Here is a 19,167-nt window from a genome sequence, read left to right on the forward strand (position 1 = left end):
CCCGCGGCAGGCCGGGGGAGTCTCGCGTCAGTCGGATGCGCCGGGTGCGGCCGTCCGCGCCACGTCGAGCAGGGCGGCAAGCTCCGCAGCCGCGGCGCGGATCCGGGCCGCCACCGTTTCGTCGACGATGCGGCCATCCACCAGGTCGTCGGATCCGGCATAGACGGAGGTCGGCGCGACATGCGCGGCGAAGAAGCCGAACAGCGGCCGGAGCCCGTGCTCGACCACCAGGGCGTGGCGAAGGCCGCCGCCCGTGGCGGTGAGGGCCACCGGCATGCCGATCATCCGGGCGGGATCGACGAAGTCGAACACGTGCTTGAACAGCCCGGCATAGCCGCCCTGATAGACCGGTGTCCCCACGATCAGGGCGTCCGCTCCTTCGATCGCCTCGACCAGGCGCAGGGCCGGTGCCGACAGCGCGTCCCGCTGCGTGGCGCCGAGGCCCGGGCCGGCATCCATCAGGTCGTAGACGGCGAGATCGATCCCGCGGAGGCGTCCGAGTTCGGCGCCGAGCGCCTCGACCAGGATGCGGGTGCGCGAGGGCCGCTTGGCGCTCCCCGAGAAGGCGACGATGCGGGCAACGCTGGGCTTCACACTCGACTCGACACTCACCACGAAACCTTCCGCCGCAGCATGCCCCGATCCGGGCCTTCGCAAACTCTGGCGCATGCGCGGCACGCGACACGAGTGGTTTTGACGGTAGCGCATTCCCGCGCCGTATAAACCCTCGGCGGGGCCGCATGGGCGGCGGTCCGACGCGACCGTCTCAAGCCGCCCCTCATCCGCGCAGCCGCCAGACATGGCTGCGCTTGATCTCGGCATCCTCCAGCGAACGCGAGACCGGAACCGCATAGGTGGCGAGGCAATCGAGGCGGTCGCGCGGCAGGTACGTGCGGCCCGGATCGCCGATCAGCACCGTGACGCCCCGCGCCTGCAAACCGGAGAGCCAGGCGGTCACGGCCCCGGCGAGGTCGCGCTCGTAGAACACGTCGGCGGCCAGGACGAGGTCGACCTGCGGATCGCGGCCGAGGAGGTCGTCGCAGACCGGGGTGATCCGTCCGCCGACCCCGTTGGCCTCGGCGTTGAGGCGGATCGCCGCCTTGGCGAAGGGATCGAGGTCGCTGGCCACGACGTGCTCCGCCCCGGCGAGCGCGGCGGCGATCGCCACCAACCCGGATCCCGAGGCGAAATCCAGGACGCGGGCCCCGTCCGCGACGTCGGGGTGGTCGAGGACGTACCGGGCGAGCGCTTGCCCGCCGGCCCAGGCGAAGGCCCAGAACGGCGGCGGCAGCCCGATCTCCTGCAACTCCTCCTCGGTCCGCTGCCAGAGGTCCGTCGCCTCGTCGGCGACGTGCAGGCGGATCTCGGGTGCGTGGGGCACGGGCAGCAGACGGGTGTTGGCCCGGATGAATCCGGCGGGATCGTCCGGCGCGCGCACGATCAGGCCTCCAGCAGGTCGCGCCATATGGCGCGGACATGGTCGGTCACCGCAGCCTCGGTGAAGCCCCCGGTCTCGATCCGGGTTCGTGCGGCCGCGCCCAGGCCGGCGACGAGGCCGGCATCCCCGCTCAGGCGCGCGAGGGCGGCGGCCAGGGCCGGCGCGTCGTTCGGAGGAACCAGCAGGCCCTCGACGCCATCGCGCACGAGGCTGCGGCAGCCCGGGACGTCGGACGCGACCAGGGCGCGGCCGCAGGAGGCCGCTTCCAGCAGCGTCCGCGGCAAGCCCTCGCCGCCGCGAGACGGCAGGCAGGCGACATGGTGGCCGGCCCAGACCGCCGCCACGTCGGTCGTCGGCCCGTGCCAGACGATGCCGTCGCGGCTCCACGCACGCAGGGTCCCCTCGTCGATCGCCCGCCGGTTCGATGGGTCCGGCGCACCATACAGTGCCAGCTCGACCGGCGCGCCCTGGGCCCGGGCGAGGCGGACCGCCTCGACGGCGACGTCGATCCCCTTCGACCAGAGCATGCGGGCGACCACGGCCACCCGGAGCGGCGGCATGGGCGGCAGCGGGCGCGGGACGAACGCGGCCGGATCGACGCCGGCGCCGCCCACCACGGTCACGGACTGCTCCAGCGGATCGAGACCCAGGGCCCGGGCATCGTCCGGGTTCTCGAACAGGAAGCGGGTTCGGGACGAGGCCAGTGGGCCGCGGATCAGTGTCCGCAGGGCGAGGCGGGCCGCCCGCCCCAGCCGGTCGCCCCGGGCCCCGACGAGGCCGAGGCCGGTCAGCGCGTAGACCCGGGACGGGATGCCCGCCATGGCGGCGGCGGTGCCGCCGACCAGGATCCCGCGGAGGGCGATGCAGTGGACGATGTCGGCCTTGAGGGCCTTGAGGATGGCCGCGAGCTGCCCGGCCGCGTAACCCGCGGCCATCGGGTTGAGGCTCGCCCGCTCGGCTTCCAGGGGCACGACCTGCGCGCCGGTCGCCTCGATGACGGCGCGATGGGCCCGGACCCGCGTCACCACCGCGACCGCGAGGCCCATGGCGATCGCCGCGCGGGCCATCGGCAGGAAATGCGAGGCGAAGAACCAGTCCTCGGTCACCACGAAGACCAGACGGCGCATCGGAACGGGCCTGTTCCCGGGGGTGGCTTCGGACTGCATCCGATCCCTCTAGCACGTCGGCGCGGATCGTCCTGCGACGGATGTGCTGCCCCGGAACGGCGATCCGGGGATGCCAGTTGATCGAGGCCTTCCCGCCGGGCGGTCAGCCGGGCGGCGTAGATGGGAGGGGTGGCGCATGGCGGGTGTCGAGACGGCGGAAAACGGCGGAGACCTCCGTGCGGCGGCGGCGGAGGCCGGCCTCGTCTACGTCGATGATGGCCGGCCGGGCCTGTCGCGCCGCCGCAGCGGCTCCGGCTTCCGCTACCTCGACGCGAAGGGCGCCCCGGTGCGCGACAAGGCGAAGCTCGCCCGCATCCGCGCGCTGGCGATCCCTCCGGCCTACACGGATGTCTGGATCTGCCCCCGCAGCAACGGCCACATCCAGGCGACCGGCCGCGATGCCAAGGGCCGCAAGCAGTACCGCTACCACCCGGATTTCCGGCAGGCGCGAGAGGCCAACAAGTTCTCGCGGATCATGGCCTTCGCGGACGCCCTGCCGGGCATCCGCCGGCGGGTCGATGCCGACATGAAGCGGCCGGGCCTGCCCCGCGAGAAGGTGCTGGCCACCGTGGTCCACCTGCTCGAGACCACGCTGATCCGCGTCGGCAACGACGATTACGCGCGGACCAACAAGAGTTACGGCCTGACGACCCTGCGCGATCCCCATGTGCGGATCGCGGGTTCGGCCCTGTCGTTCCGGTTCAAGGGCAAGAGCGGCAAGATCTGGGACGTGTCGCTGAAGGATCGGCGCGTCGCCCGGATCGTGAAGGCCTGCCAGGACCTGCCTGGACAGGAGCTGTTCCAGTACCTCGATCCGGACGGCACGCAGCGCGACGTCACCTCCTCGGACGTAAACGCGTATCTGCGGGAGATCACCGGCGAGGACTTCACCGCCAAGGATTTCCGGACCTGGGCCGGTACGGTGCTGGCGGCGCTGGCGCTGCGCGAGTTCGAAAGCTTCGACAGCGAGGCGGGGGCCAAGCGCAACATCCGCGCGGCCATCGAGAGCGTCGCCGGCCGCCTCGGAAACACCCCGACGATCTGCCGCAAGTGCTACATCCACCCGCAGATCCTCGACTGCTATCTGGAGGGTGACCTGCTCCTGCAGGTGAAGGGCGCGGTCGAGTCCGAGCTGAGTGAGGATCTCTCCCGGCTGCGGCCGGAGGAGGCGGCGGTGCTGGGGCTGCTCCAGGCACGGCTGTCCGCGGCCGGGGATAGCGTCCGGGCCGGGGCGCGGGTCAAGCCGGCGGGAACGCGCATGCGGAGCTCGAAGAAGCCGCGGGATAAGGTTGCGGCGCCGACGACCGCTTCCAAGACGTCCGGCATGGCCGAGACCGCGCCGAAGGCCAAACGGACTTCCCGGGTCCGCAGGAAGGCTGCGGCTGCTTAGGGGGGCGGTCCCGGCGGGACCGCCCGGAGTCCCGCTCAGTGCCGGGACTGGTTGTCGTTGCCGGATGACCGGCTGTCGGTCCCGCGCCGGACCTGCTCCCCGCTCTCGACGACGGGCGCAAGTCCGAGCTGTCGGGCGAGAGAGACCAGATCCTTCAGCCGTCCGGTCTGGGTCTTGCGCCGCAGGTTGAGCCGGTGAGTCTCCACGGTGCGGACGCTGAGCGCCAGCCGGCGCGCGACCTCCTTGTTGCTGAACCCGGAGCTGAGGAAGCGCAGCACCTCGGCCTCCCGGGGGGTGAGCCCGAGGCCGTCCCCCGCCTCGGCCGGCAGCGCCACCGGTTGCTCCGGGGGAACAAGGCAATCGGAGCCCTCGGCGAGAGCGAGCAACGCGGCGCCGAGTTCCCGCGGCGACTTGGACCGCGCCACGAAGGCGTCTGCGCCCGCGGCCAGCAGGGCGCGCAGGTCGTCCGCCGTGAGGGCGCCGAAGGCGACCAGCGTGCGGAGATTCGGCTGCCGCTCCTTCAGCGCGACGATGCGGGCAATGCCGTCGGCCAGCCGGATCTCGTCGAGAAAGACCAGGGCGACGATGCTGCCGGCGTCAGCGCGGTCCAGATCGGCTTCCCCAACGGTGTGGAACTCCGGCATGTGTTCCAGTGTGGCGCGCACCGTCGCGCTCAGGTCCTCCGGCTCATCCAGGATCAGGACGCCAACGGCCGTACTCATGACCTCGCACCTCGCTCTCCCAGCTTGATACAGGCGGCCGGGATCGAAGGCGAAGTTCCAAGATCCGTTCCAATAACGGTTGATGAATATTAAGCTTTATATTGGCGGAATCGCGCCGCTCTGGCGGATACTCGGCGGATCGATGCGCCGATCTGGGACGACGTCCGAACACTGCTCGACAGACTGTGCCGATTTGGGCCTGCCCCGCCGTCTCAACCTGCGACGGCCCGGGCCCCCTCGCCCCGGTCCGGCACCACCCGGTTCCGGCCGCTTCCCTTGGCGGCGTAGAGGGCGATGTCCGCCCGCTTGACCAGGGCCTCGATGCTGTCGCCGTCGCGCCACGTGCTGACGCCGAAGCTGCAGCTCAAGCCCACCGGCCCCTTGGTCCCGCGGATCTTCAGGGCCTGGACGCCGATACGAAGATATTCGGCATGCGCCACCGCCCTCAGAAGGCTGCAGCCCGGCAGGATCACGGCGAATTCTTCCCCGCCGAGGCGTCCGGCGATCCCCTCCCCGGAGATCGTCTCGGCCACGGCCTTGATCGCCACGTCGCCGACATCGTGACCGTGCTCGTCGTTGATGCGTTTGAAATGGTCGATGTCGAGCAGGATCGCCGAGATCGCGGGCGGGGTCCGGTGCTGCTCCACGGCGATGCGCGCCCGGTTGAAGAAGGCGCGCCGGTTGTAGGAGCCGGTCAACGGGTCCGTTTCGGCGAGGCGGATCAACTCCTCTTGCAGGGTCGTCAGGCGCTCCGCCGCGCGCAGCCGCGCGTTCAGTTCCTCGGCGCTCGGCGGCTTCTCGATGAAGTCGTCGGCGCCGCTGTCGAGGGCCTCGGCCAGGCTGCGGACGTTGCGCGCCGACGACATGGTGATGACGTGCAGCGGCCCCCGGGATTCCGCGAGCAGCCGGGCCGACCAGCAGAGCTCCAGCCCACAGAGCGGCCGGACCTCCAGGCTGGTGATCAGGACGCGAACCGCGGGCGTCGCCGCCAGGAATTGCAGCGCCTGCTCGGAATCCGTGAAGGCGTGCACCGCGTGGCCCCGAGGCTCGATCAGCGACGTGATGATCTGCAGCACGACGCGGCTCGAGTCGACGATGACAATCTGCATGGCGTGACCCGCAACTGAGATCCGCGGTTTAAGCTGGAAGGCTTAACTCCCCCCCAACGGAGCTGATTTCAGCATGAGCGTGGCGATTACCACTCCGGATCGGCGCTATATCGTTGTTCGGGAACGCCTGTGGCGCTGCGCCAACCCGGATTTGTCAGAGGCCTGCAGGGCGGCGCTGGTGAAGCGCCTGATGGCCGCGCGCCGGGACGTCAAGCACGCCAAGCAGGCTGAGCGGGCCGGCGAAGCGGGGGCCGCGGAAGCGCTGACGGCCGCCAGGGCCGCGGTCGACGCGGCCAAGATCGCCCTCGGCGAGCGCGGGCCGGTCTGGTGGACGGACGGCGCGCCAGACCTGAACCGGCACCTCGTCCGCAACACGCCCTACGCGCCGTGGTTCGCGGCGCTCACCGCCGGGGAACTCGAACCGCGATGACCCGTGCCCCGGCCACCGGGTCTGCGCCGACCGCGCGCTCGTGGCGCCGAACCTTGGGCGCGGCGTTGATCACCGTCAGGGTCGGCTGGGCCGCCGGAGCGGCCGGAATCCCCGTCACCGTCGGGATGCCGTAAGTGCCGTAGCTCCATGGAGCGGGCACGATCTGGCTCGGGCGCGGCACGCGGGTCAGCGGAGCGCCGATATAGGTTCCGCGCACGAATTCGCCGGCGAAGCTCGGATCGCCGGCATAGCCCGAACCGTACGAGACCGGCGCGTAGGGCTCGATGCTCCGGAAGGTCTGCGCCGACGCGGGCGCAGCCGCCGCCAGGGCGATCACCGTCAGGACCATCCGGTTTGTCATGAGGCCGGCTCCGATGAGGGGCGGCGCGCTCGGTCCGCGCCGGATGCGGGGCCAACAGACCGGATCATCCGCCGTTCCGCGTTTCCAGCCGCGGAGAGTGCTGAATAACCCCTCATACCGGCACGATCGACGCTCGGATGCGGCACACTCACCGGCAGGTGGTGATCCGCCGGACCACCCAGCCCTCCCCTTCGATCCACAGGCGGCGACGGGCCCGGCTGCAGGTGACGTCGTCGTCCCGCTCCACGGTCGCGCCGTGAACCTGCGGATCGGCTTCGGCGACCTTGGTTTCGACAGGGGTGGGTGCGGCCTGAGCCGCGAGCGGCATGAGGAACAATGCGGCGCCGGCTGCGCCGACGGCAATCAAACGGATCTTCATGGCGGGAAACGCGCTCTGCGGCCGTGCTTGGGGATTCGCTTCAGGAATGCACGGGCCGCCGGTTCGGTTGCATCCGTTGCGGTGAGCCGTGCGCCCTCTCACATCCGCGGCCGCGGCGCTTAGATTTCCCGGCATTCGCGAGTAAGGAAGAACAAAACCGGACGCGCCGGTGTCCTGACGTCCTGCGAGGTCCCTGATCGCGGGCTGCGCGGCTCGGTCCACGAAGCAAGGGTTCATGAGCAAGCCGAAGCCTCCGACCAACGCGCTCCTGACGCCGGAGAAGCGTGCCGAAGATGTGGATCAGACGATCCGCCCTCTGAGCCTGTCCGAATTCATCGGGCAGCGTGCGGCGCGGGCGAACATGCAGGTGTTCATCGAGGCGGCGCGGAAGACCGGCCAGGCGCTGGACCACGTGCTGTTCGTCGGCCCGCCGGGCCTGGGCAAGACGACGCTCGCCCAGATCGTGGCGCGCGAACTCGGCGTGAACTTCCGCTCGACCTCCGGCCCGGTGATCGCCAAGGCCGGGGACCTGGCCGCGCAGCTCACCAACCTGGAGGAGCGCGACGTCCTGTTCATCGACGAGATCCACCGGCTCAACCCGGCGGTGGAGGAGATCCTCTACCCGGCCATGGAGGATTACCAGCTCGACCTGATCATCGGCGAGGGCCCGGCGGCGCGCTCGGTCAAGATCGAGCTGCCGAAGTTCACGCTGGTGGGCGCCACGACCCGGGCGGGGCTGCTGACCACGCCGCTGCGCGACCGGTTCGGGATCCCGATCCGGCTGGAATTCTACGAGATCGACGAGCTGGAGCAGATCGTGGCGCGCGGGGCGCGGGTCCTGGGCCTGGGGATGTCGGCGGAGGGCGCCAACGAGATCGCCCGGCGGGCGCGGGGCACGCCGCGGATCGCCGGGCGTCTCCTGCGGCGGGTGCGGGACTTCGCCGTGGTGGCGGAGGCCGAGACGGTGACGCGGGCGATCGCCGACCGGGCGCTGCAGCTGCTCGACGTGGACGCGGCCGGGCTCGACGTGATGGACCGCAAGTACCTGAGCCTGATCGCGCGCTCGTTCGGGGGCGGGCCCGTGGGGATCGAGACGATCGGGGCGGCCCTGTCGGAGCCGCGCGACGCGATCGAGGACATCATCGAGCCGTATCTCATCCAGCGCGGCTTCGTGCAGCGCACCCCCCGCGGCCGCGTCCTCACCCGGCACGCCTACCGCCACATGCAGCTGCCGGAGCCGAAGCGCGAGACGCCGGGACAGTTCGGCTTCTTCGGAGACGACGCGCCGTAAGGCCCGCCGCCGACCTGCCCATGCATGGAGTTCGGATCAGCATTTCCCGCGACTCATGCGCCGATTGCCCCGAAAAACGACGCTCCCGCGAAGAGATTTTGCGGTGCGGCATCAGTAAGTCTCTGCGATGCAAGCCCTTTTGACGACGGCGCTCAAGCAATATTGCTAAGCTTAATTGCTGACTTGGACGAGGATCTGCACGAAAAAAGTGACGGATCTCATGGAACAGCGCCCAAACGCGACAGTTGTGGAGGCGACCGCGCTCAGTCTGCTGGGCGCCGGCAAGCCTGTTGGGATCGAGGCCCTGTCTCTCTGATCGCGACAGATCTTCGAGATCTCAAAAACAACGTCAGGGATAAACTTCCGCCATGAAGAAGCTTACGCTCGCCGTGCTCGGCCTGTCCGTCGCCGCCATCTCTGCGCCGGCCTTCGCGCAGGACGCCCTTCCGATCCGCGTGCTGCCCTTCGCCAATCAGGACGGCGTCGGCGCCGCTGCGACCGAGACGCCCGCCTTCCGGGCCGAGGCGCTCCGCTCGGATGCTGCCAGCATCGAGGCGAGCCGCATGGCCCTTCAGCGGTCGCGGAACCCGCAGGTCCGCAACTACGCCAACCGCGTCCTCGTCGAGCGCAAGGCGACCACCGACGCGCTGCTGCCGCCGAACACCTCGCTGTCGCGCAGCGGCTCGGTCGTGTCCGATAACCAGGGCATCCGCACCGACCTAAGCAACCCGGTCGGCCTCGTGCTCGCCCCGGTCACGGTGGCTGCCAATATCGGCACCGGCATCGTCGGCGGCGCTCTCGGCGCGGTCGGACTCGTCGACAACAACCCGGCCGAGCCGGGCCGCCGCGTGGCCCTCGGTGACCGCGGCCAAGCGCGTCTGGCGCAGCTCCAGGCGGCGCGCAGCGGCCGGGCCTTCGACCGGACCTATATCGACCAGCAGGCCCGCTCTGACGCCCGCACCCTGGCGCTCTACGACGCCTACGCCAAGTCCGGCGACAACGCCCAGGGCCGCAAGTTCGCCACCGAGGCGCTGCCCTACATCGCCGACGAGCACGCCCATTCGGCGAGCCTCGCGGCCCGCATCGGCGGCTGAGCCGCGCGTCATCGCTGATCTGTGCGAGGGCCGCCCCCGGGTGGCCCTCGTCGTGTTGCGCCGTCGCTAAAGGAGCGCATGAGCGTGATCGAGCCTCCCATGCACGAAACGGCCGAGGTCGATGGCCAGGGCCACCGGCTTGGCGTGCGGGTCTACTACGAGGACACTGATTTCTCGGGCTTCGTGTATCATGCGAGCTATCTGCGCTTCCTGGAGCGCGGCCGCACGGAACTCCTGCGGGAACTCGCCGGCGATCAGTCCGATCTGCACCGCGACGCCCGGGGTCTCGTCTTCGTCGTGCGGCGCATGAGCCTCGATTTCATTCGGCCGGCCCGGATGGATGATCTCCTGACCGTCGTCACCCGGACCCGCGCCCTGCGCGGCGCATCGATGCACCTGACCCAGGACGTCCGGCGGGGCGATGCCGTTCTGGTTTCAGCCGATGTGACAGTCGCTTGCGTCCGGGACGGGCGCGCCGTGCGCCTCCCGGACGCGCTCCGGCAGCGTCTCGCGCCGGGAGAGGCCGCCTGATCAGATTTTGCAAAAGCGGCCGCCGGCTCTGCGGCGGATACCCGGCATCAGCCAGCGCCATGAGCGGATCATGCGTCGGCTTGCCAATGCAAGCTTACCCGGAGCTCAGCCCGCCCGGGATGGATCGGCCTCGCACAGCACGCGGGCGAAGGCGTTGACGATGGTCATCGCGTCATACTCGATCGAGACCAGCTGGTAGCCCATCCCGACCATTTCCCGTGCCCGCGCAGGAGATGGCGCGAAGGCGCAGGGGATCTTGCCGGCCGCCCGAGTCTTGCGCGCGATCTCGCTGAGGGCTGCCGTCACCGCCGATCCCAGGGGATCGATGACGGTCCCCTGCGACAGGGCGATCGACAGGTCGGCGGGCCCGACCAGGATCCCATCGATGCCCGGTACGGCGAGAATCGCCTCCAGGTCGGCGATCGCTGCCTGGGTCTCGCACATGGCGATCGTGAGGGCCCGGTCGTTGGCGCCTGCGAGGTAATCCGCCCCGTTCCGGAGCCCCGACAGCCACATGGCCCGGTCCGGCCCCCAACTCCGCTGGCCCACCGGCGGGAATTTCGCGGCGGCGGCGAACGCCTCGGCGTCCGCCACGGTGTTGATCATCGGCGCCACGACGCCGGCGGCGCCGGCATCGAGCATCCGCGAGACCATGGCGAAGTCGCCCACCGGCACCCGCACCAGCGTCGATTTGCCGGCCAGCGCCACTTCCGTGATCGCCGCACAACAAGATTTGTAATCGTGGGTGCCGTGCTGTTGATCCAAGAGCACGGCATCGAAACCCGCGCGCGCCAGGAAGCCGGCCACCATCGGGTCCGCGATCATGGACCAGCCCAGGAACCGGGCCGGGCCGGTGGGCAGAAGGTCGGGCAAGCTGGGAACGGGGAGGGTCATGCGCGTCCTGCGTGGATCTCAGGGCTCTCGACTCGGCGCCGCTGGCGGCGACCATACGGGAGGCTCTTTCGGCAGGTCCAGCCCGAATGGCCCGGAAGCCCGCGTCCGGTGCCTCAGGATCGCCTGGATCGAAACCGATCCTTAACCCTGCCGCGCCCTTAACGGAGGCGATGCCACGGCGGGGCGCGGGGCCGCCGACGGCCCTTACTTTCGACAGATTCGCGGGCGACAGCGTTGATATCGCTCACGGATCCGACGGACGCGGGCCTCGCCCGGCGCATCGCGATCCGGAGCAGGAGATCTCGACGGATGAACCCAGCCGACGCGATGCAGGCCGCGCCTGTCGCCGACATGACGCTGCTCGGCCTGTTCCTGCAGGCCCACTTCGTCGTGAAGATCGTGATGATCGGGCTGCTCAGCGCCTCGATCTGGTGCTGGTCGATCATCGTCGACAAGACACTTCTGTTCCGCCGGACGAAGGCCGAGATGGACGCGTTCGAGGACGCGTTCTGGTCCGGCCGCTCCCTGGAGGAGCTGTTCCGCTCGTTCAACGACCGTCCGGCCACCGGCCTCGCCGCCGTCTTCGTCGCCGCCATGCGGGAGTGGAAGCGCTCCTTCGAGGGATCCGGCCGGCAGATTCAGTCGCTCTCGCAACGCATCGAGAAGCAGCTCGACGTCACCATCCACCGCGAGGTCGAGCGGCTTGAGTCGCGGCTCCTGTTCCTCGCTTCGATCGGTTCGGCCGGCCCGTATATCGGCCTGTTCGGCACGGTCTGGGGCATCATGACCGCCTTCACGTCGATCGCGGCCTCGAAGAACACGTCGCTCGCGGTCGTCGCTCCCGGCATCGCCGAGGCGCTGTTCGCCACCGCCATCGGCCTGTTCGCCGCGATCCCGGCGGTGCTCGCCTACAACAAGCTCCAGGCCGAGGTGACCAAGGCGCAGTCGCGCCTCGAGGGCTTCGCCGACGAGTTCTCCGCCATCCTCTCCCGCCAGATCGACGAGCGGCTGCCGCTCGCCGCCTGACCCGGCTGATCCAGAGGAGAATGATCCATGGGCATGGCAGCGGGCGCATCGCAGGGCGGCAAGCGCCGCCGGCGCCGGGGCCGCCGCGGCGGTCCCATCAACGAGATCAACATGACGCCGTTCATCGACGTCGTGCTCGTTCTCCTGATCATCTTCATGGTCGCGGCGCCGATGATGACCGTGGGCGTTCCCCTGGATCTGCCACAATCCAAGGCCTCCCCGCTGAATTCCGACGTGAAGCCGATCACCCTGTCGATCCGCCAGACCGGCCAGGTCTTCCTGGGCGAGGACGAACTGACGGACGACACGATCGTGCCGAAGCTCATGGAGACCGCCAAGACCGGGACCGAGGAGCGCGTCTTCGTGCGCGGCGACAAGCGGGTCGATTACGGCCGCGTGGCGCAGGTGATGGCGATCGTGACCGGCGGCGGCTTCAAGAAGGTCGCCCTCGTCACCGAGCCTGAGCATCAGTAGGGCCGTCCCGTGGAGTTCCGCTTCGACCGCAAGGAACCGGGTGTCTGGATCTCCGCCGGCACCCATGTCGCGCTGCTCGCGCTGGCGCTCGTCAGCGTTGCGGCCCCGGCCCTGCCGGAGGCCCAGGAGGGCGTGCCCGTCGAGGTGATCACCGAGAACCAGTTCTCCGAGATCACAAAGGGTGAGCGGCAGGCCGACAAGCCGATGCCGAACGCGACGTCGCGGGCGGACCGCAAGGCCGAGAAGTTCGAGGATCGCGAGCCCGAGAACGCCAAGACCGACGCCCCCACCGCCCCCACCCGCACCGCCGAGATGAAGCTCGCCAACGCGGAGGAGATGCCGCTCCGCGGCGAGCCGGATCCGCAGGAGGCGGCTCAGGCCGCGAAGGCGGCGCAGGAGAAGCGCGACGCCGAGAAGGCGGCCGCCAAGGCTGCGGAGAAGGCCGCCGCGGAGAAGGCTGCGGCCGACAAGGCCGCCAAGGCCGAGGCGAAGGCCAAGTCCGAGGCCGCCGCTGCCAAGGCCGAAGCCGAGAAGCGCGAACAGCTCGAGAAGCTGATCGAGAAGCAGGAGGCCGAAGCCGAGGCCGCCGCGCAGAAGGCCGCCGCGAAGGCCAAGGCCGAGGCCGCCGCCAAGGCCGAAGCGGCCAAGGAAGCCGCGAAGGAAGCTGCGAAGGAAGCCGCCAAGAAGGCCGCGGACGCCAAGGCGAAGGCCGAGGCGGAGGCCGAGCGCCAGAAGGAGATCGCCGAGGCCAAGGCCGAAGCGGAGCGCGAGAAGGCGGAAGCCGCCGCGAAGGCCAAGGCGGAGGCTGCTGCCAAAGCGAAGGCGAAGGCCATGGCGGATGCGAAGGCGAAGGCCGACGCCGAGGCCAAGGCGCGCAAGCAGGCCGAACTCGCCGACAAGTTCAATGCTGGCGATATCCGTTCGATGCTGGCTTCGAAGGCGCCGTCGCAATCCACCGGCGCCACCGGCCACACGGTCCAGAAGGTGGCGGCGCTGGGCGCCGCGACCGGCACGGCGCAGCGTCTGTCGCCGTCGCTGCGCGACGCCCTGGTCGGCCTGCTCCAGCAGCAGATCGAGCGCTGCTACTCGGCGCCTCCCGGCGCGGCCCAGGGCGTGGTCCTGCCGGTGCTCGACATCCGCCTGAACCCGAACGGCTCGCTCAGCACCGAGCCGCGGATCATGCGCGGCGGGTCGAGCGCGGTGGATCAGTCGATCGCGCAGGCCGCGCTCCGGGCTGTGCGCCGTTGCGCGCCGTACAACATTCCGGCCACCTATGCGCCGTATTACAACGACTGGAAGGCCATCAACGCGGAGTTCGAGTTCACGGCGACCTGAGGTCTTCCAGCCCGCGTACCGCCGTCCCCGCGTCCTCGTCTGATCGTCACTCGGATCCGACCCATCATGCTGCACCTCCCCTTCGTCGGGCGTCTCCCGACGTCCTATGCCGCGCGTCTGATCGCGCTTCTCGTGATGCTGACGGGCTTCCTGGCGGGGCCCGCCCAGGCGCAGCTGCAGCTGCGCATCGGCGGCGGCAACTTCCAGCCGATGCCCATCGCCATCGCGGATTTCGGCGGCGACCCGAGCCTCGGCGGCCTCGTCTCCGGCGTGGTCACCAACAACCTGCGCCGCTCCGGCTATTTCACGCCCCTCGAACACGCCCGCTTCCCGGAGCAGCCGAACTTCGATGCCGCTCCGAATTTCGAGAAGTGGCGCGCCACCGGCGTCCAGGGGCTCGTCACCGGCCGCGTCGTCCGAGAGGCCGGCCGGGTCAAGGTCGAGTTCCGGCTCTGGGACGTGACCTCCGGCCAGCAGATGACCGGCCAGCAATACGGCACGGACGCCGCTAACGTCCGGCGCACCGGCCACCTGATCTCCGATGCGGTCTACACCAAGATCACCGGCCTCGGCCCCTGGTTCGACAGCCGCATCGCCTTCGTGGACGAGACCGGTCCGAAGGAGAACCGCCGGAAGCGCCTGATGGTCATGGACCAGGACGGCGCCAACGTCCGGGCCATCACCACCGGCGAGATGTCGATCGTGGCGCCGCGCTACTCGCCGGCCACGCAGGACATCGCCTTCATGGCGCAGGCCACCGGCCACCAGCCGCGGGTCCAGGTCATCAACCTGGAGACCGGATCGCGCCAGGCGCTCGGCAATGTCGACTCGATGAGCGCGAGCCCGCGCTTCTCCCCGGACGGGCGCAAGATCGTGATGAGCGTCCAGCAGGGCGGCAACGCCGACATCGTGACCATGGACATCGCCTCGAAGGCCCAGCGTTCGATCACGAACGGCATGGCGATCGATACCTCGCCGACCTACTCGCCGGATGGCGCGCAGATCGCCTTCGAGTCCGATCGCGGCGGTTCGCAGCAGGTCTACGTGATGGGGGCGGACGGCTCGAACCCGCACCGCATCACCTTCGGCGCCGGCTCGGCCTCCCAGCCGGCCTGGTCGCCCCGGGGCGACCTGATCGCCTATACCCGGCAGCGCAACGGCGGGTTCGCCATCTGCGTGGCGAAGCCCGACGGGTCCGGCGAGCGCGTCCTCACCGAGGGCTTCCACAACGAGGGCCCGACCTTCGCGCCGAACGGCCAGTACGTGCTGTTCTTCCGCGATCCGGGCGGTCAGGGCGGCGGCAAGCTGTTCATGGTCGACATCACCGGCAAGGTCGAGCAGCCGGTCCCGACGCCCGCCTACGCGTCGGATCCCACATGGTCGCCGCTGCTGGCGGGCCGCTGAGCGGCAGCCACCTCTCCCGATCCGCGGCGTCCGGTGTTGTCGGACGCCGCCGCTCCGCCCGTCATCGCGCGTGCCGTGCGGTGACCCAGGGTCGCGTCAGGTCCGCATGCGTGGCGCCGGCCTGGATCGCTGCGCTCGGCGCGCGAACACGGCGGCGACGCGGGCCATCGCGGACGACGCCGAGGCATCTCCGGCCGCGTCCCGATCTCGTCACCCCTGCACCATCAGCCGGTCGCGCGCCTTGAGGGCTGGGAACAGCCGGCCCCAGAGCAGCGCCACGCCGATCGTCGCGGCGCCCCCGACCACTACCGCCGGGACCGCCCCGATGGCGGCGGCCAGGAGCCCGGATTCGAACTCGCCGAGTTCGTTCGAAGCCCCGATGAAGACCGTGTTCACCGCCGAGACGCGGCCGCGCATGGCGTCCGGCGTCTCCCCCTGCACGAAGGTCTGGCGCACGTAGACCGAGATCATGTCGGCGGCGCCCGTGACGAACAGGCAGGCCATCGAAAGCGGCAGCGACGTCGAGAGCCCGAAGGCGACCGTGGCGGCGCCGAACACGCCGGCGGCCCGGAGCATGCGCAGCCCGGCATGGCGCCGCAGGGGGTAATTCGCCAGCAGCACCGCCATGGCGACCGCGCCGAAGGCCGGCATGCTCCGGAGCGCCCCGAGCCCGAGTGGGCCGACATGCAGCACCTCGTCGGCATAGATCGGCAGCAGCGCCGTGGCGCCGCCGAGCAGCACGGTGAACAGGTCGAGGCTGATCGCCCCGAGCACAACGGGCTGCGAGCGGATGTAGGCGATGCCGGCCGAGAGGGCCGCCCAGGTGATCGGTGGCCGCTCGCTCACCGCCGCCGGCCGGAAGCGGATCAGCAGGATCAGGATGCTGGCCACGGCAAAGCTGGCCCCGGCTCCGCCGAACACCACGGCGGGCCCGAGGGCGTAGAGGAAGCCGCCGAGCGCCGGTCCCATCACGGAGGCGCTCTGCCACAGGGACGCGTTCCACGCGATGGCCGAGCTGAAAAGCGGTCCCGGCACCAGGGTCGGCAGCAGCGCCTGGAGGGCCGGGTTGGCGAAGGCCCTGGCGGTGCCCACGAGGATGACGAGAGCGTAGATGGGCCAGACGGCGTGTACGCCTGAGAGCGCGCAGGCGAGGAGGCCGAAGCTCGCCAGACTTTGGAGGGCGAAGGCGGCGGCGCCGACGAGGCGGCGATCGTAGGCATCCGCGACATGGCCGGTGATCAGCGCGCAGAGCACCGCTGGCAGGAAGCCCGCGAGGCCCACAAGGCCCAGCGCCAGGGCGGAATGGGTCACATCGTAGACGAACCAGCCGATCGCCACGGCCTGCATCTGATAGGCGAGGCCCGTCAGGAAACGGGCCGCGCCGAACAGGCGGAAATCGCCGATGCCGAAGACGGCCCAGCCGGAACGATCGTGTGTGGACATGCTTCCTGCTGCGCGGGACCGCCGGAAGAAGCAAGCGCTACGGCGATGTGCGCCGGTCGGATGTCGCAGCCTCGAGCCGGCTCGAGGCCACGCTCAGGCCGGGCTTGCGCGGCGGCGCCTGTGGCGGGACCGGGGGGCGCGATTCCGGGATCGGCTCGCGCCGGGGGGCCCCCGCGAGATCGGTGGGGAAGGTGCAGGTCACGCGGGTGCCGTTCCCCGGAGCGGTCTCCAGCAGGACCCGGCCGCCATGCAGCTCGACGAAGGACCGGACGATCGACAGGCCGAGACCGACACCGCGATGGCGGGTGCCGAGGGTGTGGCTCTCGAAGCGGTTGAACACCGAATCGGCGATCTCGGGCGGCATGCCGCGGCCGTGGTCCCGGACGCTGAGGAGAAGTTCCTGCGCGGTGCGGCGGGCATGGACCTCGACGCGCTGGCCCGCATCCGAGAAGCCGACGGCGTTGGACAGCAGGTTGAACAGGATCTGCCGGACCCGCTTCCCGTCCGCATGGACGCTGCCGATATCCTCCGGCACGTCGAGTGCCAGGGTGATGTGCGATTCCGCCAGCCGATCCTCGATGCCGCGCACGGCGGCCTCGATCGTCGCCTGGACGTCGACCTCTTCCCGCTGCAGCTCCAGCGAGCCGGCATCGATCGAGGCGAGGTCGAGGATGTCGTTGATGATGACGAGCAGCGCCGCCGAGGAGCGCATGATGTGGTCGGCATATTCGCGCTGCCGCTCGTTGAGCGCGCCCACGGTCTCGTCGCCCAGGAGCTGGGTGAAGCCGATGATGTTGGTGAGCGGTGAGCGCAACTCGTAGGAGACGTGGTGCACGAAGGTGTCGCGCAGCTGCGCGGCCTTCTCCAGGGCGTCGTTCTTCTCGGTGAGGGCCCGCTCGACGTTCACGCTCGCCGTGACGTCGATCAGGGTGAGGAGCGTCGCGCCCTCCGGGAGCGGCTGCGCCGCGCAGTCGAGGACGGTGCCGTCCACCACCTCAAGCCGGCACGCGCGGGCGGTGCGCGACTCGAGGCCGACCACCGCATCCCGGATATCGAGCCACGGCTCCTCGGCGGGCGCCAGGGTGCGGCAGGCGGCGATGACGGCGTCCACGTGCGGGCGGTCCTCGACCATGGCCGGGTCGAGCCGCCACACGGTGCAGAAGGCCCGGTTGGCGAGGGTCAGGCGCCCGTCCGCGCCGAACACGGCCACCGGCTCGGCCAGCGTGTCCAGGGTCTCGGCCTGCAGCCGCCGGAGGGCGTTGTAGCGCGACTCGGCGTTTAGGCGATCCGAGACGTCGTCGAACAGGTAGGTCAGGCCGCCCTGCGGGTTGGGATCCGCGACGACCCGCAGCGTCCGGCCGTCGGGCAGGTACCACCACGTCTGGTTCGCCTCTGCGGCCCGGTAGGCGGACAGCACGCCCTGCTTCCAGCCGCGGAAATCCGCATGCTCCTCGAGCTTCCGCTCTGCCCTGAGGTGATCGAGGATCTCGCCGTCCGACGGGCGGCCGTCCAGGAAGGCCTGATCGAGGTCCCAGAGCTGACGGTAGGCGGCGTTGTGGAAGATCAGGCGCTGCGAGACGTCGAACATCGCCACGGCGGTCGGCAGCTGGTCGAGGGTGCGGACGTTGGCGTTCATCTGCCGCTGCAGGTCGGCGCGCACGCTCTCGAGTTCCGACACGTCGATGGCGATGCCGACCCGGCCGGTCTCGAGGCCCGTCTCGAACACGTCGAGCATGCGCCGGTTGCCGGCCACGATGGCCGAGAGGCGCGGAACGCTTCGGGTCAGGCCGGCGAACCGGGCCGCCTCCTCGCGGGCGATGGTCTCCCGCGCCGGCCGGTCGAACAGCTCCAGGCCGGCATCGAGGGCCGCCTCGCGGCTCTCCGCCTCGACCGCCGCCACGTAGGCGGCGTTGACCCAGCTCAGGCCGCCGTCCCGGTTGCGCCGCCAGACCGGCTGCGGGATCGCGTCGAGGAGACCCGACAGGGCCGACAGCCCCCGGCGGGTCTCGTCCAGGGTCGCCCGCAGGTCGGCGATCTCGCAGCGCTCCTGGCTCGTCTCGCGCAGGCGCAGGAGCGCCCGTCCCGCCACGGCCTGCCCGTGAGCCTCGATGTTCCGGCCGGTCTGACTGCGCAGGCTCAGCGCGAAGCTCGTGCCCCGCGTCCGCAGGGTTTCCACGGCGGCCTCGACTGCGGTCGCGTCGGCGGCGACGAGCCAGGTCCCGAAGGCCAGCACCCGGCGGGCATAGCCCGAGGCCGGCCGTTCGCCGTGGATCGCAAGGCTGATGTCGCCCTCCACCACCGGTTCGCTGCGCTGATCCCAGGTCACGATGATCTGGCGCTCGGCGTTGAGGAGCATCTCGGCCCGGTCGTGGGCGCCGCGCAGGACATCGAGGGTCGCGGCGAGTTCGCGCTCGCGACGGGTCCACCGCCCGCGCTCGTACAGGTGGAGGAGCGACAGGATCACCGCGAAGGCTACGAGGCCGCCCAGGATCGCCAGGGCGGCCACGCTGTGGATCTCCCGCGCAGGATGCGCCGCGGCGGCCTCCGGCAGCTCGGCGAGCGCCGCGCTCGCCGTCATCAGGGCAAGTGCGCCCACGCCGATCCGAACGTGCGTCGCACGACCGACACCCATGCTTCGCCCCGCCCTCGCGCCCGATGGCGGTCCGGCCGGCGCGCGTCA

At 70.5% G+C, this 19,167-nt stretch carries 19 protein-coding genes; 9 read left to right on the top strand and 10 right to left on the bottom strand.

What is annotated here, in order from left to right; translation table 11 throughout:
• Nucleotides 1-27: 27 nt before the first annotated feature.
• The 3 genes from PQI07_RS34820 to PQI07_RS34830 all read right to left on the bottom strand — a co-directional run bounded on the left by PQI07_RS34820 (nucleotide 28) and on the right by PQI07_RS34830 (nucleotide 2,604).
• A complete protein-coding gene (locus PQI07_RS34820) occupies nucleotides 28-615 on the bottom strand; it encodes an NAD(P)H-dependent oxidoreductase (protein WP_078947308.1) in 588 nt (195 codons plus the stop codon).
• 163 nt (nucleotides 616-778) lie between these two features.
• The gene (locus PQI07_RS34825; RefSeq protein WP_274929112.1) at nucleotides 779-1,438 is read right to left on the bottom strand and encodes a class I SAM-dependent methyltransferase; all 660 of its coding nucleotides are present in this window, start codon (nucleotides 1,436-1,438) and stop codon (nucleotides 779-781) included.
• A 2-nt stretch (nucleotides 1,439-1,440) separates the two neighbouring features.
• A complete protein-coding gene (locus tag PQI07_RS34830; protein ID WP_053610970.1) occupies nucleotides 1,441-2,604 on the bottom strand; it encodes a glycosyltransferase in 1,164 nt (387 codons plus the stop codon).
• Between the two features lie 136 nt (nucleotides 2,605-2,740).
• On the opposite strand from PQI07_RS34830, the gene PQI07_RS34835 reads away from it, so the two are divergent.
• Nucleotides 2,741-3,994, top strand: coding sequence for a DNA topoisomerase IB (locus PQI07_RS34835; RefSeq protein WP_274929113.1), 1,254 nt, complete (start codon nucleotides 2,741-2,743; stop codon nucleotides 3,992-3,994).
• A 35-nt stretch (nucleotides 3,995-4,029) separates the two neighbouring features.
• On the opposite strand, the gene PQI07_RS34840 is transcribed toward PQI07_RS34835, so the two are convergent.
• Nucleotides 4,030-4,716 carry a LuxR C-terminal-related transcriptional regulator gene (locus PQI07_RS34840; RefSeq protein WP_043349091.1) on the bottom strand — a complete coding sequence of 229 codons (687 nt, stop codon included), beginning with the start codon at nucleotides 4,714-4,716 and terminating at the stop codon, nucleotides 4,030-4,032.
• Between the two features lie 212 nt (nucleotides 4,717-4,928).
• Nucleotides 4,929-5,825 carry a GGDEF domain-containing protein gene (locus PQI07_RS34845; protein WP_043349093.1) on the bottom strand — a complete coding sequence of 299 codons (897 nt, stop codon included), beginning with the start codon at nucleotides 5,823-5,825 and terminating at the stop codon, nucleotides 4,929-4,931.
• A gap of 73 nt (nucleotides 5,826-5,898) precedes the next feature.
• On the opposite strand from PQI07_RS34845, the gene PQI07_RS34850 reads away from it, so the two are divergent.
• Nucleotides 5,899-6,255: a hypothetical protein gene (locus tag PQI07_RS34850; protein WP_081948894.1), complete on the top strand. Its 357-nt coding sequence runs from the start codon at nucleotides 5,899-5,901 to the stop codon at nucleotides 6,253-6,255.
• On the opposite strand, the gene PQI07_RS34855 is transcribed toward PQI07_RS34850, so the two are convergent.
• Both PQI07_RS34855 and PQI07_RS34860 read right to left on the bottom strand, forming a co-directional pair.
• The gene (locus PQI07_RS34855; protein ID WP_043349095.1) at nucleotides 6,227-6,616 is read right to left on the bottom strand and encodes a hypothetical protein; all 390 of its coding nucleotides are present in this window, start codon (nucleotides 6,614-6,616) and stop codon (nucleotides 6,227-6,229) included. The two genes, PQI07_RS34850 and PQI07_RS34855, sit on opposite strands and share 29 nt — an antisense overlap.
• Before the next feature lie 148 nt (nucleotides 6,617-6,764).
• Nucleotides 6,765-6,995 carry a hypothetical protein gene (locus PQI07_RS34860; protein WP_043388602.1) on the bottom strand — a complete coding sequence of 77 codons (231 nt, stop codon included), beginning with the start codon at nucleotides 6,993-6,995 and terminating at the stop codon, nucleotides 6,765-6,767.
• Between the two features lie 235 nt (nucleotides 6,996-7,230).
• Here PQI07_RS34860 and ruvB point away from each other — a divergent pair, with 235 nt between their 5' ends.
• The 3 genes from ruvB (at nucleotide 7,231) to ybgC (ending at nucleotide 9,911) form a co-directional block, all read left to right on the top strand.
• The gene (gene ruvB / locus PQI07_RS34865) at nucleotides 7,231-8,286 is read left to right on the top strand and encodes a Holliday junction branch migration DNA helicase RuvB (RefSeq protein WP_043349101.1); all 1,056 of its coding nucleotides are present in this window, start codon (nucleotides 7,231-7,233) and stop codon (nucleotides 8,284-8,286) included.
• A gap of 368 nt (nucleotides 8,287-8,654) precedes the next feature.
• Nucleotides 8,655-9,380, top strand: coding sequence for a DUF4142 domain-containing protein (locus tag PQI07_RS34870; protein ID WP_043755843.1), 726 nt, complete (start codon nucleotides 8,655-8,657; stop codon nucleotides 9,378-9,380).
• 78 nt (nucleotides 9,381-9,458) lie between these two features.
• Nucleotides 9,459-9,911, top strand: coding sequence for a tol-pal system-associated acyl-CoA thioesterase (gene ybgC / locus PQI07_RS34875; RefSeq protein WP_446721010.1), 453 nt, complete (start codon nucleotides 9,459-9,461; stop codon nucleotides 9,909-9,911).
• 105 nt (nucleotides 9,912-10,016) lie between these two features.
• On the opposite strand, the gene PQI07_RS34880 is transcribed toward ybgC, so the two are convergent.
• Nucleotides 10,017-10,805, bottom strand: coding sequence for an HpcH/HpaI aldolase family protein (locus PQI07_RS34880; RefSeq protein WP_043349105.1), 789 nt, complete (start codon nucleotides 10,803-10,805; stop codon nucleotides 10,017-10,019).
• A gap of 309 nt (nucleotides 10,806-11,114) precedes the next feature.
• Here PQI07_RS34880 and tolQ point away from each other — a divergent pair, with 309 nt between their 5' ends.
• From tolQ to tolB, 4 genes are all read left to right on the top strand, one after another.
• On the top strand, nucleotides 11,115-11,831 hold the full coding sequence (gene tolQ, locus PQI07_RS34885; protein WP_043349106.1) for a protein TolQ: 717 nt from the start codon (nucleotides 11,115-11,117) through the stop codon (nucleotides 11,829-11,831).
• A 27-nt stretch (nucleotides 11,832-11,858) separates the two neighbouring features.
• Nucleotides 11,859-12,305, top strand: a complete 447-nt coding sequence (locus tag PQI07_RS34890; protein WP_043349109.1) for an ExbD/TolR family protein — start codon at nucleotides 11,859-11,861, stop codon at nucleotides 12,303-12,305.
• 9 nt (nucleotides 12,306-12,314) lie between these two features.
• The gene (gene tolA, locus PQI07_RS34895; RefSeq protein WP_274929114.1) at nucleotides 12,315-13,640 is read left to right on the top strand and encodes a cell envelope integrity protein TolA; all 1,326 of its coding nucleotides are present in this window, start codon (nucleotides 12,315-12,317) and stop codon (nucleotides 13,638-13,640) included.
• A 66-nt stretch (nucleotides 13,641-13,706) separates the two neighbouring features.
• The gene (gene tolB, locus PQI07_RS34900) at nucleotides 13,707-15,044 is read left to right on the top strand and encodes a Tol-Pal system beta propeller repeat protein TolB (RefSeq protein WP_043387949.1); all 1,338 of its coding nucleotides are present in this window, start codon (nucleotides 13,707-13,709) and stop codon (nucleotides 15,042-15,044) included.
• Nucleotides 15,045-15,254: 210 nt separating this feature from the next.
• On the opposite strand, the gene PQI07_RS34905 is transcribed toward tolB, so the two are convergent.
• Both PQI07_RS34905 and PQI07_RS34910 read right to left on the bottom strand, forming a co-directional pair.
• A complete protein-coding gene (locus PQI07_RS34905) occupies nucleotides 15,255-16,487 on the bottom strand; it encodes an MFS transporter (protein ID WP_274929115.1) in 1,233 nt (410 codons plus the stop codon).
• A gap of 37 nt (nucleotides 16,488-16,524) precedes the next feature.
• Complete coding sequence (locus tag PQI07_RS34910) at nucleotides 16,525-19,119, bottom strand: sensor histidine kinase (protein ID WP_053611365.1); 2,595 nt, start codon at nucleotides 19,117-19,119, stop codon at nucleotides 16,525-16,527.
• Between the last annotated feature and the right edge of the window lie 48 nt (nucleotides 19,120-19,167).

Source organism: Methylobacterium sp. 092160098-2 (genome assembly GCF_028920805.1).
Lineage (GTDB): Bacteria > Pseudomonadota > Alphaproteobacteria > Rhizobiales > Beijerinckiaceae > Methylobacterium > Methylobacterium fujisawaense.